The sequence below is a fragment of the Mycobacterium sp. TY815 genome, from assembly GCF_030755135.1.
Taxonomy (GTDB): Bacteria; Actinomycetota; Actinomycetes; order Mycobacteriales; family Mycobacteriaceae; genus Mycobacterium.
In genome coordinates this window covers 2,308,116-2,327,995 of the sequence record NZ_JAUFRX010000001.1, presented here as the reverse complement: position 1 = coordinate 2,327,995, position 19,880 = coordinate 2,308,116, and the positions used below count along the sequence as shown (strand labels likewise).

General features: G+C 69.7%; 7 protein-coding genes. All 7 read right to left on the bottom strand.

Annotation, left to right across the window (positions count from 1 at the left end; all coding sequences use genetic code 11):
• Window positions 1-4: 4 nt before the first annotated feature.
• The 7 genes from QXK92_RS09645 to QXK92_RS09615 are packed head-to-tail and all read right to left on the bottom strand — an operon-like array spanning window position 5 to window position 19,879.
• A complete protein-coding gene (locus QXK92_RS09645) occupies window positions 5-1,252 on the bottom strand; it encodes a phthiocerol/phthiodiolone dimycocerosyl transferase (RefSeq protein WP_306241430.1) in 1,248 nt (415 codons plus the stop codon).
• Window positions 1,253-1,273: 21 nt separating this feature from the next.
• Complete coding sequence (locus QXK92_RS09640; RefSeq protein ID WP_306241429.1) at window positions 1,274-2,077, bottom strand: ABC transporter permease; 804 nt, start codon at window positions 2,075-2,077, stop codon at window positions 1,274-1,276.
• Window positions 2,074-2,862, bottom strand: a complete 789-nt coding sequence (locus QXK92_RS09635; RefSeq protein WP_306244307.1) for an ABC transporter permease — start codon at window positions 2,860-2,862, stop codon at window positions 2,074-2,076. The genes QXK92_RS09640 and QXK92_RS09635 overlap by 4 nt, the downstream gene beginning before the upstream one ends.
• 44 nt (window positions 2,863-2,906) lie before the next feature.
• Window positions 2,907-3,911 carry an ATP-binding cassette domain-containing protein gene (locus tag QXK92_RS09630; protein WP_306241428.1) on the bottom strand — a complete coding sequence of 335 codons (1,005 nt, stop codon included), beginning with the start codon at window positions 3,909-3,911 and terminating at the stop codon, window positions 2,907-2,909.
• A gap of 10 nt (window positions 3,912-3,921) precedes the next feature.
• On the bottom strand, window positions 3,922-8,307 hold the full coding sequence (locus tag QXK92_RS09625; protein WP_306241427.1) for a type I polyketide synthase: 4,386 nt from the start codon (window positions 8,305-8,307) through the stop codon (window positions 3,922-3,924).
• Window positions 8,304-13,676, bottom strand: coding sequence for a type I polyketide synthase (locus QXK92_RS09620; RefSeq protein WP_306241426.1), 5,373 nt, complete (start codon window positions 13,674-13,676; stop codon window positions 8,304-8,306). Before QXK92_RS09620 ends, QXK92_RS09625 begins: the two co-directional genes overlap by 4 nt.
• The gene (locus tag QXK92_RS09615; protein WP_306241425.1) at window positions 13,676-19,879 is read right to left on the bottom strand and encodes an SDR family NAD(P)-dependent oxidoreductase; all 6,204 of its coding nucleotides are present in this window, start codon (window positions 19,877-19,879) and stop codon (window positions 13,676-13,678) included. The genes QXK92_RS09620 and QXK92_RS09615 overlap by 1 nt, the downstream gene beginning before the upstream one ends.
• Window position 19,880: the final 1 nt, after the last annotated feature.

Genomic DNA, 19,880 nt, shown 5'->3' with positions numbered 1-19,880 from the left:
TACGTCACTCGACCGCCCAGCCGTAGTCCGACGGCGCGGTGCACAACAACTCCCGGATCGCTTCGAGTGAGTCTTTGCGCTGCGGCGAGTGGCCGTGGTTCTCGATCACCAGGTGGTCGCCGGACATGCCGCACCCGTAGAAGTCCAGCGGCACCGTGATCGAGCAATAGAACTGTCCGCGAAAGCCTTCCAGCTCGATGCCCGCCGGCATCCGTACGCTCGGCAGCGCGCTCACGTCGGTGCAGAAGACCAGCGGCGGCAACCCCGCGGGCGTCCCCTCGAACGCTACGCCGAAGTTGAGCCCGGACTGCTGGATGATGCCGTCGGCGATGTCGGACCGGAAGGTGACGCCGATATCGGTGGCCAGATCCACGATGTCGGTGTCCGGTCCGACCTCGGCCAGGTAGGTGGCCACGCCCACCAGATTGGTGGCCTCGGTCGGGGCGACCGGCGGGCTGAGGAAATAGCGCAGGTCGACGGGGTACACGTAGGGGATGGGAACGTGCGGCGTCTCCCGCAGCCGCCACTCGGTCATCAGGATCGCCGCCGCCACGACGGTGTTGACGCTGACCCGGTTCTCGTGCGCGAACTCCACCAGGTCGGCCGTCTCCTGCTCGGAAAGCCGCACCCGGGTGACCGGAACCGGTTGCGGCAGGCCAGGAGTCGCGACGAGGGTCGGCTTCACCGCGGGCGGCAGGTCGTAGGCGAACATCACCGGCAGGAAGCGTTCGACGCCGGTCATGCCGAGCTTCTTGACGCCGCGTTGTTCCAGCACCACTTCCAGCGGTTGCGGCGCGGGCTGCGGGTTGACCGGTCCCGGGTCGCCGGTGGTCACCACATCGGTGTAGCGGGAGAACAGCTCGTCGAAAAGGCCGGCGCCGTGGTGGCCGTCGGCGATGCTGTGGTGCAGAAAGATGGTCAACTCAGAGCTGTTCTCGTGCAGCGTCAACCGCAGATTGAGTAGCGTCTGGGTCTGATCCAACGTGATCTCGCACGCGTTATCGGCGCCCTCCTGCACCACGATTCCCGCGTGCAGCATGTCGTCGGACACCAGATTCCAGTCGCCGTCCGGGCTGTGCTCGAGATGGCTGGCCAGGATCGGGTGGGCATCCACCAGGGCGTCGAACGCCTCGGACAGGGCATCGGCATCGACCCGGCCGCGCAGCTGGACCGTGACGGCGGTGAAGACCTCGTACTGCGCGAAGACTTCCTCGCTGCGGGACAACTTGCGGATCACCGATCCGGGAAACACGTGAGAATCCGGCCTTTCGTGTCAGTGCGTGCTGGCTCGTCGGTAGCCGATGGCCATGGGGACGGCGCAGGCTGCGGCGATCCCGGCGCTCCACAGCAGCGTCGCGATCATCGGCGCCAGCACCGGGCCGCCGGCCGACAGCCCGCGCATGGCCGTGATCGCGTAGCTCACCGGCTGGTGCGCGACGACCGGCTGAATCCAGTGCGGGTACTGGTTCAGCGGCAGCAGGCCGGTGGAGAAGAAGATCAACAGCAGCTGCCACAGCTCGACCGCCTCGACCACCAGGGTTTTGGAGGTGAACAGGGCAATGGCGGTGGTGAGTGCGGCGAACGCCATACCGAGAATGACCGGGACGCCAAGCCACATCAGGGTGGCCAGCGCGCCCCCGCGAAACCGGAAACCCAGCGCCACGCCCGCGCCCAGCATCACACCGGTGGTGACCAGGATCCGGATCGCCTCGGCGATGATCCGCGCCAGCGGGCCCGACGCGCGGTGCACCGGCATCACCCACAGCCGGGTCAGCAGGCCGCTCTGTTGCTCGCGCATCAGGTCGATCGCGACGAACGCCGAACCACTTACCGCCCCGCCCAGCGCCAGCAGCGGCACGATGCTGTACAGCGCGCTGTCGTGGGTCATGGCGTAGATCAGGTTGCCGAGCACGATGTAGAGCACCAGCATGAAGGCGACCGGCAGCACCAGCGCCTCCATCACGGTGACCAGGTCGCGTCCCCAGCGGGTGAGGATGCGCTGGGTCTGCACCAGCGTCTGCGTCAGCATCAGCCGTACCGAGCTTTCCGGTGCCCGCACCACAGTGCCCGCGGTCATGGGCGCCGGGACAGGACGAGAACGGACACGGGCACCAGGAACAGCGCGAAGCCGGCCAGCCACAGCAGCGGCGGCGTCATCACCGACCAGGTCACCGGCACAGGCGATTTGACGGTATCGCCGGCCAGCGCGCGCAGCCCGATCACCAGCTGCGAGATCGGCTGATTGCGCACGATCGGCTGGATCCAGTGCGGGAACATCTTGAGCGGTTGCAGCCCCACCGACAGCAGCCCGAAAATCAGGATCGGCATGGTCAGCAGCGGCAGCATCGCGTCGGGATTGCGGGTGGCGGTGCCGATCAGGTCGGCGCCGAACGACAAGACCACCCCGATCGCGATTGCCAGCACGCAGAAGCCCGCGATGTAGAGCGCCCCGCGATGAAATCGGAACCCGATCACGTGGGCGGCGATCAGGGATACGGTCAGGCCGACACAGCAGCGGTACACGCTGGCCGACACCCGGGCCAGCACTGGCGTCAGCGGCGCTATCGGCATGGACCGGAACCGCCGGTTCACCCCGTGCAGGGCATCGGTGGCGGCCCGGAACGCCGAGGAGATGGCCGCAAAAGCGATGGCCTGCAACGTGATCAGCGGTGTGATGTACTGCCCCAGATTGCTGGCGATGCCGCTGCCGGCGCCACCCACGTAGTGATTCCACGGGATGGAGAACGGGACGTAGAACCCCACCGCGAAGGACAGTGAGGCGCCGATCGCGGTGATCAGTTCACCATTGCGCAGGGTCGGGGCGATGAAGCGGATAGTCAGCACCCACCACTGCTGCAGCATCGACGGCTGCCGAGCCCCGGCCGCCGCCGAACCGGTGACCACGCTCACCGCACCGCCTCCGGGGTGAGGTGACTCAGCGCCCGGGATTCGCTGGGATCGGCTGTCATGGAGAGGAACACGTCGTCCAGTGACGGCCGGCGCAGCGCGATGTCGGCCGGTTCGAGGTGGGCGGCGTTGAGCAGGCGCACGGCCTCGATCAGCGTGCCGGTGCCCTCGGCGGCCGGCATGATGATCCGGTCGGACTCGGCGGCCAGCATGGCCCGCTGGCTTTCGGGCACAAGCGGCCCGAGCGCGGCGACCATCGCCGGCAACTCCTTGACGTCGCGCGGCACGATCTCGCAGAAGGTGCCGCCGGCGCGGTGCTTGAGCTCGTTCGCGGTGCCTTCGGCGATGATGGTGCCCCGGTCGATGAGGATGATGCGGTCGCTGAGCGCGTCGGCCTCCTCGAGGTACTGCGTGGTCAGCAGCGTGGCGATGCCGAGCTTCTTGAAATTGCTCACCAGGTCCCAGATCGCTTGCCGGCTGCGGGGATCCAGCCCGGTGGTGGGTTCGTCCAGGAAAGCCACCAGCGGTTGCACCACCAGCCCGCAGGCGATGTCGATGCGGCGGCGCATGCCGCCGGAGTAGGTGCTGACCCGCCGCTTGGCGGCGTGCACCAAGTCGAACTGCTCGAGCAGCTCGGCCGCACGGCTGCGGGCAGCGGACTTGGACAGACCGTAGAGGCGGCCGAACATTACGAGATTCTGTTCGCCGGAGAGCATGTCGTCGAGGGCGACCTGTTGCCCGGTCAGCATGATGGACCGCCGCACTCCGGCCGCGTCGGAGACGACGTCGTGGCCGGCGACCGAGGCCGACCCGGTGGTCGGCCGGGTCAGTGTCGACAGAATGTCCACCATGGTGGTCTTGCCGGCGCCGTTGGGGCCGAGCAGGCCGATGACCTCGCCGCGGCCGACCTCGAAACTGACGTCGTCGAGTGCCACCACCTGTCCGGAGCGGGCGCCGAACGTCTTGCCGACCCCTTTGACGACTACCGCTGCGTCACTTGGCATTCCAGTCTCCTCAGTCAAGGCTCGACAGGTCCACCAGGGCACCCGCTTCGGCCACGCCGGCGATTTCGCTCTCCAGTTGTTCGGCGGCGATACCCTCCTGGATCAGTTCGCGCAGTGCCTGCGGGAAGGTGCGTGCGAGTTCCTGCACCGTGTCCGCCGCGATCCGTCGGCTGTCGTACCACCAGTCGAGATGGGTCGAGCCCGCGAACCGGTACACGCGCACTTCGAGGGCGTGGCCCAGCCCGGGGATGGTTTCGCGCACCGGAAGGGTCACGTCGGACTCGAACCGCACCGGGGCCTCGATCGGCGGAAGTTCGGGAATCGTTCCGGCGTAACGGAAATGGATGTCCGGTGGGCGCTGCGCGCCGAAGGTACGTCCGGTGGGTGCGTACAGGTAGCGCAGCAGCCCGTAGCCGACGCCGTAGTGCGGCACCGCCTTCAGGGTCTTGTGCACGGCGTCGAGTTGTTCCACCACCGCGGAGCCCTCGCCGGTGGCGCAGGCCAGCGGCACCGGGTAGTACGTCGTGCACCAACCGGCGGTGCGGCGCAGGTCGACGTCGGGCCGCAGCACCGAGCGACCCTCGCCCTCGAGTTCGACGGCGACCACCCCGGTCCCGACCGTCTGCGCGATGGTGCGGCCCAGTGCCGCAAGCAGAATCTCCTGGATCGAGCGCCGGAACCGTCGCCGCGCGTCGTCGAGTTCCGATGTCTGCTCGGCGTCCAGGGTGCCGGACAGTTTGCGGAGGTCGGCGGCGGTGGGCGGCGTCGCCGCCGGTTCGGCCAGCCAGCGGGTCACGCTGGCGGCGTTGTCGATCCAGAAGTGCCGGGTGTCCAGTGCGGCCGGATGGGTGGCCAGGGCCGCCATCCGCTGTGACCACTCCCGCCAGCCGGTGGCGGCGGGCTCCAGCGTGATCTCGCTGCCGGCCAGGTGCTGTCCGAAAGCGATCACGATGTCGCTGCCCAGGATCTGGTGTGAGGCGGTGTCGGCCACCATGGCGTGCACGCCGAGCCCGAGATAGTTCGGGCCGCCGGACGAATCGACAATGTGCACCGCGATGAGCGGTGCGGTCGAATCGCTGTGCTCGGCAATCACTTCGGCCAGCACCGCGGCCACCCCGGTACCGCCGGGCAACGAGCGCGACACCAGGGTCGTGAAGTCCGCAGGCGGGCCGACGTGCTGTTCCCAGACGCCGTCGTTGTCCACCAGTTGCAGCCGCAGCGCGTCGTGATGGTTGCAGACCGCGGTCAGCACCGTCCGGATGTCGTCCGGGCTCACCTGCGGCTCCAAGCGCAGGATCAGCGGTACCCGCCAGCGGCCACCGTCGTGCAGTCCATGTTCGAGGAAATACTCGGTGTTCGGCAGGATCGCCGGATTCGACTCCGGCTCGGGTGGTTTGGCCAGACCGCTGGCCGCAAACGCGGCATCGACGGCGGCGGTGAGCGATGCCAGGGTCGGATGCTCGTAGAGATCCTGTGGCGTGATGCTCAGACCTTCGTTGGAGGCGGTCATCGCGATGCTGATCGCCATCAGCGAATCGCCGCCGAGGTCGAAGAAGTTCGCCTTCGGGTCGACGGAGGGGACGCCGAGGCACTGCTGCCAGACGCGCTGCAATGTGACGCCGGTCTGCGACGGCCCCAACTCGACGGCGGGCTCGGCGGCGTGAGTGACCGCGGAGCCGTTGACGGACACCGTGGCCGGCTCCCAGTGGGTGGGCTTGGGTTCGATCCAATGCCGTTCCCGCGCAAAGGGATAGCCGGGCAGCGACACGATTCGCGGCGGCACCGGATGTCTGGGTGACCAGTCGACCTCGACGCCGGCCGCCCACAGTTCGCCCAGCGCGCGCAGGAAGGTGTCACGGTCGTCGGCCTGCTGGATGGGGTGCCGCATCAGCCGGACGGAACGGTTGGCGCTCGACCACCTCGGGTGCCGGATCGCCGAACCGGTCAGGCTGCCGCCGGGCCCGACCTCGACGAGGATCCGGTTCGGATCGGACAGCACCGCGTCGAGTTCGTCGGCGAACCTGATAGTGGAACGGATCTGGCGCGTCCAGGTGTCGGGGTCGGTGGCCTGCTCGTCGGTGAGCCAAGTTCCGGTGAGGTTGCTCAGCAGCCGTGTATCGGGAGTCTTCAGCTGCCGGCTTCCCAGGAATTCCCGGAACTCACCGAGCATCCCGTCCATCTGGCTGGTGTGGAAGGCGTGGGTGGCGCGCACCCGCCGCACCGGAACACCGTGCTCGCCCAGACGCTGGGTGAACGCGCGGATCGCGTCCTTGGGCCCGGCCACCACACAGTTGCCCGGGTCGTTGACCGCGGACACCTCGGCTCCCGGTACCAGGTGCTGCGCGACGTCGGCGGGGCTGAGCGCCACCGCGACCATGGCGCCCGGCGGCGACTCGTGCATCAGCCGGGCGCGCAGCGACACCGTCTTGACGGCGGTCGGCAGGTCGAAGACGCCGGCCAGGGTGGCCGCGACGTATTCACCGGTGCTGTAACCGATGTACGCGCCGGCGCGCACACCGTAGCTCTCGACCAGCTTCGCCAGCGCGTATTCCACGGTGAACAGCGCGGGTTGGGAGCGGTCGATACGCTCCAGATCGGCTGCGGTCCCTTGGGCAACCGGGTATATCGCCTCGTGCAGATCCAGGCCCATTTCCGCCCGGAAGGCGGTGGCGCAGGCGTCGAAGTGTTCGGCGAAGACGGGCTCGGTGTCGTACAGCCCCTTGGCCATGCCGGGATGCTGGGCGCCCTGGCCGGGGAACAGGAAGACGACCTGGTCGGTGCTTGCGCTCTGGCCGTCGGATGGGGATTCGCCGACGAAGACGTTGTCGTGCTCGGCGGCGCGCAGCAGCGTGATCGCCTGAGCCCGGTCGGCGGCGACGGCCGCCATGGTGACGTGGTGCCGGCGGCGGCCGCTGAGCGTGTGGGCGACATTCGCCATCCCCGGGGCCAGGGCCGGGGCGTTCGGGCGGTCCAGCGCGGTGGCCAGCGCGGTCCGTGCCTCGCCGAGGGCCTCGGCGGTGCGTGCCGAGAGCAGCAGCACCTGCGGGCCTTCGGGCCCGGCCTGCGCCGGGACCTCCGGAGCTTCTTCCACGACCACGTGCGCGTTGGTGCCGCCGATGCCGAACGAGCTCACCCCGGCCCGGCGCACTCCGCCGGATTCCCATGCACCGTAACGGCTTTGCACCGTGAAAGGGGTTTCGTCGAGGTGCAGCTCCGGGTTCGGGCTGGTGTAGTGCAGGGTCGCGGGAATCGCCTTGTTCTTCAGACACAGGATCGTCTTTATGAGCGCGGCGATGCCGGCGGCGACCTCGAGGTGACCGATGTTGGACTTGACCGAGCCGATCACACACGGCGCCGACCGCGGCTCCTCGGAGGCTTCGAACGCCGCCCGCAGACCCTGGATCTCGATCGGGTCGCCCAACGGCGTTCCGGTGCCATGGGTTTCGACGTAGGTGATGGTCGAGGCGTCGACGTCGGAGACGGCGTGGGCCTCGGCGATGCAGTCGGCCTGGGCCGCGGCGCTGGGCGCCGCGAAACCCATCTTCGCCGATCCGTCGTTGTTGATTGCCGATCCGCGGATGACGGCGTGGATGCGGTCGCCACTGTCGAGGGCGGCCTGCAGTGGCTTGAGCACCACCAGCCCGACACCGCTGCCGAACACGGTCCCGTCGGCGCGGACGTCGAACGGACGGCAGTGCCCCACCGCCGAGAGCATCTGGCCCGGCGAATGCCAGTACCCGACATGGTGTGGGACGCACAGGGATACGCCGCCGGCCAGCGCCATGTCGCACTCGCCGGACAGCAGGCTCATGCAGGCCAGGTGGACGGCCACCAGCGACGACGAGCACGCCGTCTGCACGGCAAGGCTGGGCCCGCGCAGGTTGAACTGGTGTGAGATCCGGGTGGCCAGGAAGTCCTTGTCGTTCTGCAGGAACATGCTCAGCTGGTCCCAGTTGAGCCCCTCGGCCAGTACGGCGTTCGGGTCCTGATGTGACAGCAGGTTGTGCAGCAGATAGCCACTGGGAGAGCTGGTCCCGTACACGCCGATCGACCCGTCGTATCGGGCCGGGTCGACACCGGCGTCTTCGAGCGCATGCCAGGCGCACTGCAGGAACAGCCGGTGCTGGGGATCCAGCGACCGGGCCACCAGGGGCGGGAAACCGAAGAAGTCGGCGTCGAACTCGTCCACGCCGTCGACGATCGGGGCGCGCCGGACATACGACGGATTCGCCAGTGCCTTGTCGCTGATGCCTGCATCGCGGAGCTGTTGCTCGGAGAGGGTGACGATGGATTCCTTGCCGCGCCGCAGGTTGTCCCAGAACGCCGACACGGTGTTGGCGCCGGGGAACCGGCCGGCCATGCCGACCACCGCGATCGCGTTGTCGGGAATGCTCACTGGATCTGTCCTCCCTGTACGTCAGGTCTGGTTCGGCGCCGCAGCGCGGCTCCCTGTCGCGCCGCTGCGCGTTGCTGCGCGCGGTCGCGGACGGTGGTAGTGGTCTCGGTCGCCGGTTCAGGGCTCGACAGGCCGAGTTGGCGCATCAGGTCGGCGGTCAGGTCGTGCAGCGTGGCACCTTGGAGCAGCAACGCCACCGGCGGCTCGGCGCCGAAGTCGGCGCGGGCGGTGTTGCGGATCCGCACGGCCATCAGTGAATCCATGCCGAGATCGAGCAACGGCAGACCGGGGTCGACGGCGGATTTGTCCGCATACCCCATCACGGCGGCGATCCGGGACCGCAGCAGGTCGGTCATCACGCGTGCCGCCTCGGCCGGATCCAGGTCCCGCAGCGAGTCGGGGCCGGCCCAATCATCGCCGCCGCCGGCGGCTTCCAGCTCCCGCACCACGGCGGCGAAGAAGTCGTGGCCGCGGATCTCGGGGAAGGCGATCAGCGCCCGGTCCGCGCGCAACCGCGCGACACCCGTGTGGCTGCGACCGCCGGCCAGCAACGTTTCCATGGCCGCGAGCCCCTCGGCCGGGGTGATCGGGTCCAGCACGCTGCCGGCCAGGCTGCGGGCCATGCCGACGTCGGACCACGGGCCCCAGTTGATCACCGCGGCCGGCAGACCGGCCGCTCTGCGCTCGGCAACCAGGGCGTCCAGCCACGCGTTCGCGCAGGCGTATGCACCCTGGCCGGGCGCGCCGAGCAGCGCGGCGGTGGAGGAAAATCCGACCCACCAGTCCAGCTCGCGGCCCGCGCTGGCCTGGTGCAGCCGTTGTGCGCCAATGGCTTTGGGTGCCCAGACGCGGTCCAGGCTGTCTTTGGTCATCGAGTACAACAGGGCGTCGTCGATGACGGCGGCCGAATGCAGGATGCCGCGCAGCGTCCTGCCGCCGTCCTCGGCCGCCGCGACCAGCCGCTCCGCCACGCCGGGATCCGCGATATCGCCCAGGACGACCGCGATCTCGGCACGGCCCTGCAGGTCGGCCAGGATTCTGCGCTGTTCCTCGCCGGGCTCGCTGCGGCCGTTGAGCACCACGCGGCCCGCGCCGCCCTCCACCAGCCAACGCGCCACCACCAGCCCCAGGCCGCCGAGGCCGCCGGTGATGATGTAGCCGGCACCGGAGCGCACCACCGGATGGCTCCGGGTGTCGTCGAGCGTGGCCCGGGTGAGCTGTTCGACATAGCGGTGCTCGCCGCGGTGCGCGATGACGGTGCTCAAGAGTTCGGTATCGGCCGCGCCGAGTTCGGCGATCAGTCCGTCGGTACCGCCATCGAGATCGAGCAGAGTGCCCCGCAATTCGGGGTGCTCGTAGGCGAGCACCCGGATCAGACCCTTCAGGGCACCGACGGCGGGTTGCCCGGCTTCACCGTCGGCGACCACCAGACCGCTCCTGCTGACCAGCCACAGCCGCGGCGGTTCGCCGTGCCAGCCGCCGACGATCGCGCGGACCACGGTGCTGATCGACCACACCAGGTCACGTGCCCCGGTCACGTCGGAGGTGTCGCCGACGAAGACGACCACACCGGCGGGCGGATGGTCCGGATCGCCTGCGGCCTCGGCGAATGCGGCCAGCATCGCGGGTTCGTCGTCCAATGCGGCGGTGAGCACCCGATGCTGGTCGGATCGCCATGCGGCGGCGAATTGCTCGGCGGACGCCTGGGCGGTCGGCGCGGCCAGCACGAGCCAGCTGCCCGGCAGCGGCGGAGCGGCTGCGGCCGTGAGCGGCTGATCGATCCACGCGGCTTCGAAGATCTTCTGTGCCAGCGGCAGTGGCACGCTGCGCCGTTCGACCGACCGCAGGAAGATGTCGTTGATCTCGGCGGTCACGTTGCCGGCGGCGTCCATCAACACGATCCGGCCGAGCTTGCCGCTGCCGCCCGCGTCGGTGAGGGTGGCGCGGCAGCGGGCGTACCGGCCGGGGTTTGCGTACACCCGCAAGCTCTCGAAAGAGACTGGCAGATAACTGGATTCGGTCACGCCATCGGTCGGCATCGCGGCCGCGAGGCTCTGCAGGGCGGCATCGAGCAGCGCGGGATGAATGCGGTAGCCGGGGTGGCGGGGCGCCTCGTCGGGCAGCGTGATCTCGGATTCCACCGAACCGTCCGACAACCGGTCGATGCGGGTCAGGCCGGCGAAGGCCGGACCGTAGTGCAGGCCCGTCTGACGCAGCAGCGCGTAGAAGTCGGCGGGCGAGACCGAGGTCTGGGATTGTCCGGTGGCAGGCACCGGTCCGGGGGCGGCCTGCGTCGCCTCCACCTTCGCCACGGCGTGCCGGGTCCAGTCACCGCCGCCGGCGCGCGAGTGGATCTCGACACGAATCTTGCTGTCGCCGTTGCGGATGAGCTGGGTGGTCAGCTCGGTGTGCTTGTCCAGGGTGAGCATCTGCTCGACCTCGAGCTGGTTGACCGACACGCTCTCGGCGGGCAGTCCCAGTCCCTCGCCGGCCGCCGCCAATGCGATCTCCGCGTAGCCGGCGGCCGGCATGATCGACTGCCCGAACACCCGGTGCTCGGCAAGCCACGGAGAGACATCGGTGCCGACGTCGGCCCGCCACACGTGATCCCGGCTGGACGGTACTTCGACGTGCACACCCAGCAGCGGGTGTTTCATCACCAGGTCGGCCATCGAGGACCGGTCCGCTACCCAGAACTGCTCGTGCTGCCACGGGGTGGTGGGGATATCCGCCAACCGGCCGCCGGTCGTCGCCGGGGGATGGCCGGTGATCTGCGCGAGGTGGCTGCGGAAGGTGACGGTGTCGTCGGCGTCGCGCTGGAGTGTGCCGACAGCGCGATAACCCGGGCCGTCCAGCGTTTCGATGACGGCGTGGGTGAGCAGTGGGTGCGCGCTGACCTCGATGAAGGTGTGGTGCTGCTCGCCGGCCCGCTCGATGGCCTGCTGGAAGTGCACCGGGTTGCGCATGTTGACGGCCCAGTGTTCGGCGTCGAATACCGCTGTGATGTCGGGGTTTTCGTAGGTGGTGGAGATGATCGGGATCACCGGGGTGCGTGGCTGCAGGTCGGCGAGCTCGGCGCGCATCGCCGGCTGCAGCGCGTCCATTGCCGGATTGTGCGGGGCCACTTCGATATTGACCCGGCTGGCGAACCGGTCCTGAGCGCGCGCCTTCTCGATCAACTCCTCGATCTGCGCGGTGGGCCCGGAGATCACGCTCTGGCGCGGTGAGTTGTAGATGCCCAGGGTCACCTGCGGGTAGTCGGCGATCAGCGCCTCGGTGGCCGCGGCGTCGAGCTCCAGCAGCGCCATCGCGCCCTGCCCGGACAGCGGCGCCATCAGCCGGGACCGGGTCGCCGTCACCCGCAACCCTTCGGCCGGGGTCAACGCACCGGCGACCACCGCGGCGGCCACCTCACCCATCGAATGCCCGATCACCAGATCGGGCTCCACCCCGTAGGAACGCCACAGCGCGGTCAACGCCAGCTGCATGCCGATCAGACCCAACTGGATCTGCTCGATCCCCACCAGCTCGGCGCCCTGAGCCAGCACCTCCTGCAGCGAGAAGCCGGCCTGGGCAACAAAATCGGGCTCCAAATCGGCCACCGCCGCCGCGAACGCAGGCTCATCGGCCAGCAACCGGCGACCCATCCCGGCCCACTGCGATCCCCGCCCCGAATAAACGAACACCGTCCCCGCCCCCGCAGCCGTGGCCTGCGGGCCGACCACACCCGGTGCGGGTGTCCCGGCGGCCAGCGCGCGCAATCCGGAGACCGCATGTTCGCGGTCGCGGGCGACCACGGTCCCGAACCGCGCCTGCCGGGCGCGGTGGTGGTGCAGCGTGTGCGCGATGTCGGCCAGCGGGACGTCGGTGCCGGCCCTCTCCAGCCAATCGGCCAACACCCCCGCGGTGGCGGCCACCCGCTGCGGCGTCTTGCCGGAGACCACCAGCGTCGAGACCGCCGCACCGGTATCCACCTGCGCCGCAACGGTATTAGGCGCCTGCTCGATCACCACATGCGAGTTGGTCCCGCTGAGCCCGAACGAGGACACGGCCGCGCGGCGCGGGCCCGAGCCGTCGGGCCACGGGGTGCCCTCGGTCGGCACGAACAGCCGGGTCGACGACGCGTCGATCGCCGGGTTCCACCGGGTGAAGTGCAGGTTGCGCGGAATGTAGCCGTGCTCGACGGCCAGAATCGCCTTGATCAGTCCCGCGACACCGGCCGCCGCTTCGAGGTGGCCCAGGTTGGTCTTCACCGCCCCGAGTGCGCAGCGGCCCTCACCTCTTCCGTAGGTGGCCGACAGTGACTCGAACTCGATCGGGTCACCCAGGATGGTTCCAGTGCCGTGCGCTTCGACATAGTGCACGCTCTCGGCGGCCACGTCGGCCTGCTTGAGGGCGGTGGTGATCACGTCTCGTTGCGCCAGGGCGTTCGGGGCGGTCATGCCGTTGGACCGGCCGTCCTGATTGACCGCCGATCCGCGGATCAGCGCCAGGATCCGGTCGCCGTCGCGGGTGGCGTCGGACAACCGCTTGAGCACCACCACGCCGCAGCCTTCCCCGCGGGTGAAGCCGTCGGCCATCGCATCGAAGGCTTTCGAGCGGCCGGTCGGGGACAGTGCCGACCATTTGGAGACCGCGATCGCGGCGAACGGTGACAGCGCCAGCTGCACCCCGCCGGCCAGCGCCACGTCGCTCTCCCGCAGCCGCAGGGATTGGCAGGCCAGGTGCACCGCCACCAGCGACGACGAACACGCGGTGTCCACCGCCACCGCCGGGCCGCGCAGGCCGAGCAGGTAGGCGATGCGGCCCACCGCGGCCGCGTGTGGGGTGCCGGTGGACAGGTAGGCGTCGATCTCGGCGCGGCGCTCGATGTTGACGATGGTGTAGTCCCACGTCGACAAGCCCATGATGGCGGCGGTTCGGCTGCCGCTCAGCGAATCCGGTGCCAGCCCGGCGTTTTCCAGCGACTCCCAGGCCACCTCCAGCAGGACGCGGTGCTGCGGGTCCATGGCGGCGGCCTCGCGCGGGGTGATGCCGAAGAAGTCGGCGTCGAATCCCGCCACGTCGTCGATGAACCCGCCCCACTTGGTGGTCATCTTGCCCGGGGTCTCCGGATCCGGGTCGTAGAACGCGTCGGCGTCCCAACGGTCGGCGGGCACCTCACCGATGGTGTCCCGGCCGTCGAGCAGCAGTTGCCAGAAGTCCTGCGGCCCATGCACATTCCCGGGCAGCCGGCAGCCCATCCCGATCACCGCGATCGGCTCGGCGACGTCGGTGGGGAAGGCCGTGCCCGCACGCACCAGTTCGCGCGCGAGAACCTCGCGGGCCTTCGGGGACATTTGGGCGGCGCGTTCGGCCAGACTCGTCATTACTCCGCGCCTTCCGTCGCTGCTTCCAGCTCACTGGCCGCAACCAGGTCCGACAGCAGATCCAGTTCCTCGTCCGATAACTCGGGCTCCTCCTCGGCAGACTCGGCCTGGGGGGCGTCCTCCTGGTAACCCAGTCGCTCGCACAGGGCGCCGGCCAGGTCGGTGATGGTCGGGTAAGCCCAGACCAGCGCCACCGGCAGGGTGGTGCCCAGGCTCGCCTCCAGCCGGTTGCGCAGTTCCAGCGCCATCAGCGAGTCCAGGCCCAGCTGCTCCATCGGAAGGTCGTGGTCGATCTGGTCGGTCGAGCGCAGCACCGCCCGGATCTCGTCGGCGATGGCTGTGGCGAGCCGCCTCGGGCGGTCGGCGGGATCGGTCGCGTCCAGTTCGGCACGGATCCGGCCGCCGCCGGTGCGCTGCTCGACGGTGATCGACTCTCGCAGCGTGGCGAACAACGACGATCCCGCTGCGGCGGGGAAGGATTGGAACCACTGCCGCGCGTCGAGCGCGAACACGCCGGTGCGCGCCCGGTCGGCGGCGAGCACCAACTCCAGCGCCGCCAGGCCCTGCGCCGGGGTGATCATCGAGACGCCGAGGTCGGCGAAGAACTGCGCGCGGCCCACTTGCGCCCAAGGGCCCCAGTTGATTCCGGCTGCCGGCAGGCCGTGGGCACGTCGGTAGGCGACCAGCCCGTCGATCCAGGAGTTCGCCGAGGCGTAGGAGCCCTGCCCGGGTGCGCCGACCAGGGAGGAGACCGACGAGAACGACACCCACCAGTCCAGGCCGGCATCCTTGGTCGCTTCGTGCAGCCACCAGCCGCCGGCCACCTTCGGGGCGAACACCCGCGCCGACGCGGCGTCGGACATGTTGAGCACGATCTCGTCGGCCAGCACCATCGCGCTGTGTACCACGCCGGCCAGCCGGAAGCCGGCGTCGCCGACGGCGGCCACCAGGCGCCGGGAGGTATCGGGATCAGCGAGGTCCCCGGTGACGACCTCGACGCGGGCGCCCGCGGCGTTGAGACCGTCGATCGCGGCCTGCATCTCCGGACCGGGTGCCGAACGTCCGTTGAGCACAACCAGTCCCGCGCCCTGCTCGGCAAGCCACCGGGCGGTGACGAAGCCCAGCCCGCCGAGGCCGCCGGTCACCACATAGCCGCCGTCCGGCCGGACCAGTGGCGGTGCCGGACGCGGTGCGAGTGCGGTGATGCGGCCTGTCTGCGGGATGGACAGCGTGACGCGACCGGGGTGCTTGCCTGTTGCCCGCAGGGCGTCGACCGCGTGCTCGAGATCGAATTCCGTGACCGGCAGCGGCGCCAACCGGCCGGCGGCCGCGTGCCCCAGAATCTCTTCGAGGTAGGCGCGGTAGCGCGTGGGTTGCAGACGCAGGTTCAGCCCGATGTCCACGACCGCAAACGAAGCACTGCGGGCCAGCGCCTCCAGGCCGAGCGAGGTGTCGGCCCCGCCCAGTTGAATGAACCGCCCACCCGCGGCCAGCAGCTGTACACCCGTGTGAATCGCCTCTCCCGGAAGCGAATTGAGGACAATGTCAACCGGCTCCGCGGGCGCGCTGGTATGCACCTGCGCGCCGATCATGGTGGCAATGGCTACCGCCGCCAGTTCCACGCCGTCACCGCCGGCCTGGATCAGCACCTTCTCACCGGGCGCCAGCCGCCCGACCGTGCACAGCGCATGCCATGCCGTCAGATAGGGCAACCCGAAGCCGGCCGCCTCGGCGTCCGACACGACGTCGGGGACGGGGACGACGAGGTCGGCGTCCGCGACGAGGTGAGAACCGAGCGGCCCGGAACCGAATGCGATTACGCGCCTGCCGCTTTCGACCAGCCCAAGGCATTCGGTGACCTCGCCGCCGTGGTTCAGCGGGGCTTTCAGGACGCGGACCTCGAGCTGGTTGTCACCCGGCTCGGGGCGGCCGGCCGCGCGCACCTGCAGTTCGCTGTCGAGTACGAAGGCACCGCCGGCATCGATATCCACTGTGCTGAAACGGTTTTCCGGGATCAGCCCGCCGGACACCACCGGCGTCGCCACCAAGCGGCTCACATACCGTTGCCCGGCGCGCAGAGCCACCTCGTCCTGATCGGAGCCGGCCAGCAGCTCGTCGGCCAGACCGGCGAGCGCGGGTGTGCCGTCCGAGTCGAGGTCGACCACCGTCGTCTTCAGTTCGGGGTGCTCGAAGGTCAGCACCCGCGCGACGCCGCGAAGCTGCGTCTGCGCGAGGGTCACCGACTCGGCGGGGCCGAGCTGTTGGGCGCCGCGGGTGACGATCCACAGTCGCGGGCTGTTGCGTGCGCCCACCCGCGACACCGTCCTGACGATGTCGGCGATCCGCTGCGTGCGGGCGCGGGCGAGGTCGAGTTGGGCCGGCAGGGGGAGAGCCTCATCGGCGGAGCGGGGCGGGCACACCACCACGATGCCGTCCCACGAGATATCGCGCCGACCGATCGCCGCGCGCATGGCCTCGTCGTCGGAAACGGTTTCGCAACAGGCGATTCGGCCGGTGAGTTCCGCATGCAGGGCGGCCGTGACGTCGTCGGAGCCGACCAGCAACAGCGCCCCGGGCGCAGCGGCCTGCCCATCCAGGGCCGCAGCCGCCCAGTGCACGGAGAACAACCGGTTCTCGAGTTCTCTCGTCCCGGACCGCAGTACCGCCATCTCGACCCGCTCGATATCCAGCACCGGCCGGCCGTCGTCGTCGAGCAGCGACACCCGGCCGGCCAGGCGGTCCGGGTCGTCGGTCGGGGCGAGCGAGGCGATCGCGGTCACGCCGTCCAGCACGTCGCCGTAGACCCGGACGCCGGTGAAACCCACCGGCAGCACGATCGCCGGCTGGGCGCCGGTGGTCAGTTCCGTGGCCGGCCGGGTCGCGCCGAGGGTCTGCATCGCGATGTCCATCATGACCGGGTGCAGCAGGAACTTGCGGGCTCCGGTCTTGGCCGTCGCCGGCAGTCGCACCTGCGCGCGGGCGGCGCCGGACGGCAGCAGCGACAACCCGGCGATGCCCTGGAATGCCGCCCCGTGCTGTTGCCCGGCGGCGCGCAGGCGTCGATACAGCTCCTCGGGATCGACGGGTGTGCCCGCCACGACGGGCTCCGCAGGCTCCGGTGCGGCGGGTGAAGCCGGCGCCAGCGTGGCGGTGGCATGTTTGATCCAGCCGGAACCTGAGCTGCGAGTGCGTATTTCGACCCGGCAGGACTGGTCGTCACCGGTGAGCGTGGTGGCGATCATGGTGTTGTCGGTGACGTGCATCAGCTGATCGAGGGTGAGTTCGCGGATCATCCAGGACGCGCCGGCGAAGGTCTCGGTCGCCGCGGCCAGGGCGATGTCCGCATAGGCGGCTCCGGGCAGCACACAGACACCGTCCACGCAGTGGTCGCCCAGCCAGAGCAGGTCGGGGCTGATCGCGCATTCCCACACCCGGGTGCCGTTGGTGGGGTCCTCGGCGCCGGAGCCCAGCAGGGGATGGCCCGCTGTCGCGGTGGTTGAGCCCGCGTCGATCCAGTGCCGGGTGTGCTGCCACGGGGTGCCCGGCAACAGCGGGTGCGGCTCGGGCGGATGCGGTGTGTCGGGCGGCCGGGTGCCGTGCGTCGCGCTGACGTTGGTGTGAAAGGTGACGGTGTCGTCGGTGTCGCGCTGCAACGTGCCCAGCACGCGCGCGTTCGCTTCGCCGAGTGTGTCGGTGATCGCGTAGGTGAGCAGTGGGTGCGGGCTGACCTCGACGAAGGTGTGGTGGCTCTGTGCCGCCAGACTGACGGCCTGGTGAAACCGGACCGGGTTGCGCAGGTTCGCCGTCCAGTAGTCGGCGCCGAGCAGGGCCGGGGTCGGTCCCTGGACGGCGGTGGTGATGATCGGGATGGCGGACGGCCGGGGCTGGAGATCGGCGAGCGCGGAGCGCAATTCGGGCAGGATCGGGTCGATGATGGGGTGGTGCGAGGCGACGTCGACGTCGATGCGCCGCGCCAGCAGGTCCCTGGTGGCGACCGCGGCGATCACCGCGTCCACCTGATCCGGCGGCCCGGCGATCACCGACTGGCGCGGTGAGGCGTGCACCGCGAGGGTCAACTCCGGGTAAGCGGCGATCGCCGCCGCAGTGTCGGAGGCGTCGAGTTCCAGCAGGGCCATCGCACCCTGACCGGCCAGTGCCGCCATCAGCCGCGAGCGGGTGGCGATCACCTTCAGGCCGTCGGCGGGGGAGAGTGCACCGGCCACCACGGCAGCCGATACCTCGCCCATCGAGTGGCCGATCACCGCATCGGGCTTGACGCCGTAGTGGCGCCACAGTGCGGTCAGTGCCAGCTGAACTCCGACCAGCACCGGCTGAATGTTCTCGATGCCCACCAGTTCGCGGCCCTCAGTCAGGGTCTGGTGCAGTGAAAAGCCTACCTGCGCAACGAAATCGGGCTCCAGTTCGGCCACCGCCGCGGCGAACGCGGGTTCGTCGGCCAGCAGTTGGCGGCCCATGCCGATCCATTGGGAACCTTGGCCGGAGTAGACGAACACCGTGCCGGGCGCGGCGGAGCCGTCGTTGCAGACAGGGTCGGCGGCCACGGCCCGCAACCCCGCGATCGCCTGTGCCCGGTCCCGGGCCACTACGGTGGCGAACTTGACCTGCCGGGCGCGGTGGTGGTTCAGGGTGTGCGCGACGTCGGCCGCCGCGATGTCTGTGCCCGGGCCTTCCCACCAGTCGGCCAGGGCCGCCGCGGTGGCCGCGATCCGCTGCGGTGTTTTGCCCGATATCACCAGGGTGCACACCGGCGCTTGCGGAACAGGCTGTGGCACAACTGGATCAGGTGCCTGCTCGAGTACCACATGCGCGTTCGTGCCGCTGACGCCGAACGAGGACACTCCGGCGCGGCGCGGGCCCTCGGTGGCAGGCCAGGCCATCCCGTCCGCCGCGATCACCAGCCGGGACACCCCCTCGCTGACGTGCGGTGTCAGCTGCCGGAAGTTGAGGTGCCGCGGGATATGCCGGTGACCCAGTGCCAGCACGGTTTTGATGAACCCGGCGATGCCGGCCGCGGCCTCGAGGTGGCCCAGGTTGGTCTTGACCGAACCCAGCACCAGCGGTTGCCGCCCGGCGCGCTCGCTGAAAACCTTGCTCAGCGAATCGAGTTCGATCGGGTCGCCCAGGGGGGTCCCGGTGCCGTGTGCCTCGACGTAGTCGATGTCGGCGGGCGCGAGTTCGGCTGTCGCCAGGGCTTTGCGCAACAACGCCTGCTGCGCGGGGCCGTTGGGCACCGTCACGCCGCTGCTGGCGCCGTCCTGGTTGACCGCCGAACCGCGCACCACGGCCAGGATGCGGTTGCCGTCACGCTGGGCGTCGGTCAGCCGCTTGAGCACCACGACTCCGGCGCCCTCGCTGCGCACATAACCGTCAGCAGCGGCGTCGAAGGTCTTGCATTGGCCCTCCGGGGACAACATGCCCCACCGGGAGCAGGCGATGCTGGGTCCCGGGCTCAGCAGCAGGTTGGTGCCCCCGACCAGGGCCATGTCGCTCTCCCGGGACCGCAGGCTCTGCGACGCCAGGTGGATCGCCACCAGCGACGACGAGCAGGCGGTGTCGACGACCACCGCGGGACCCTGTGCGCCAAGGAAATACGCCAGCCGGCCCGCGGTGAAGTTGAGCGCGTTGCCGGTGGGGATGTAGGCGTCGAGGTCCTCGGGCCGCAATTGACCGGCCAGGGTCACCATGTAGTCGTACGAGGTGACCCCGACGAAGACGGACGTCTGGGTGCCGCGAATGGTGTGCGGGGCAACGCCGGAGTTCTCCAATGCCTCCCAGGCGACTTCGAGCAGTAACCGCTGCTGTGGGTCCATCGCCGCGGCTTCGCGGGGAGAGATGGCGAAGAACTCGGCGTCGAACTCCTCGGGCTGCCAGCCGGTGAGGAACCCACCTTCGCGGCTGCAGATGGTGCCCGGCACGGTGTGGTCGTCGGTGTAGTAGGCGTCGGCGTCCCAGCGTTGTCCGGGCACCCGGATGATGCCGCTCCGCCCGTCGCGCAACAGGTCCCAGAACTCCTCCGGGTTGGTCACCCCGCCCGGGAACCGACAGCCGATGCCGACGACGGCGATCGGCTCACGGTGGGACGCCTCGGCGACCTCAAGACGTACGGTGAGATCGTCGATCTTGCGCAGCGCCTCGGTGATGATCGCCCGGCGGTCTGGTGTCGGGGCATTCTGACTAGTCACA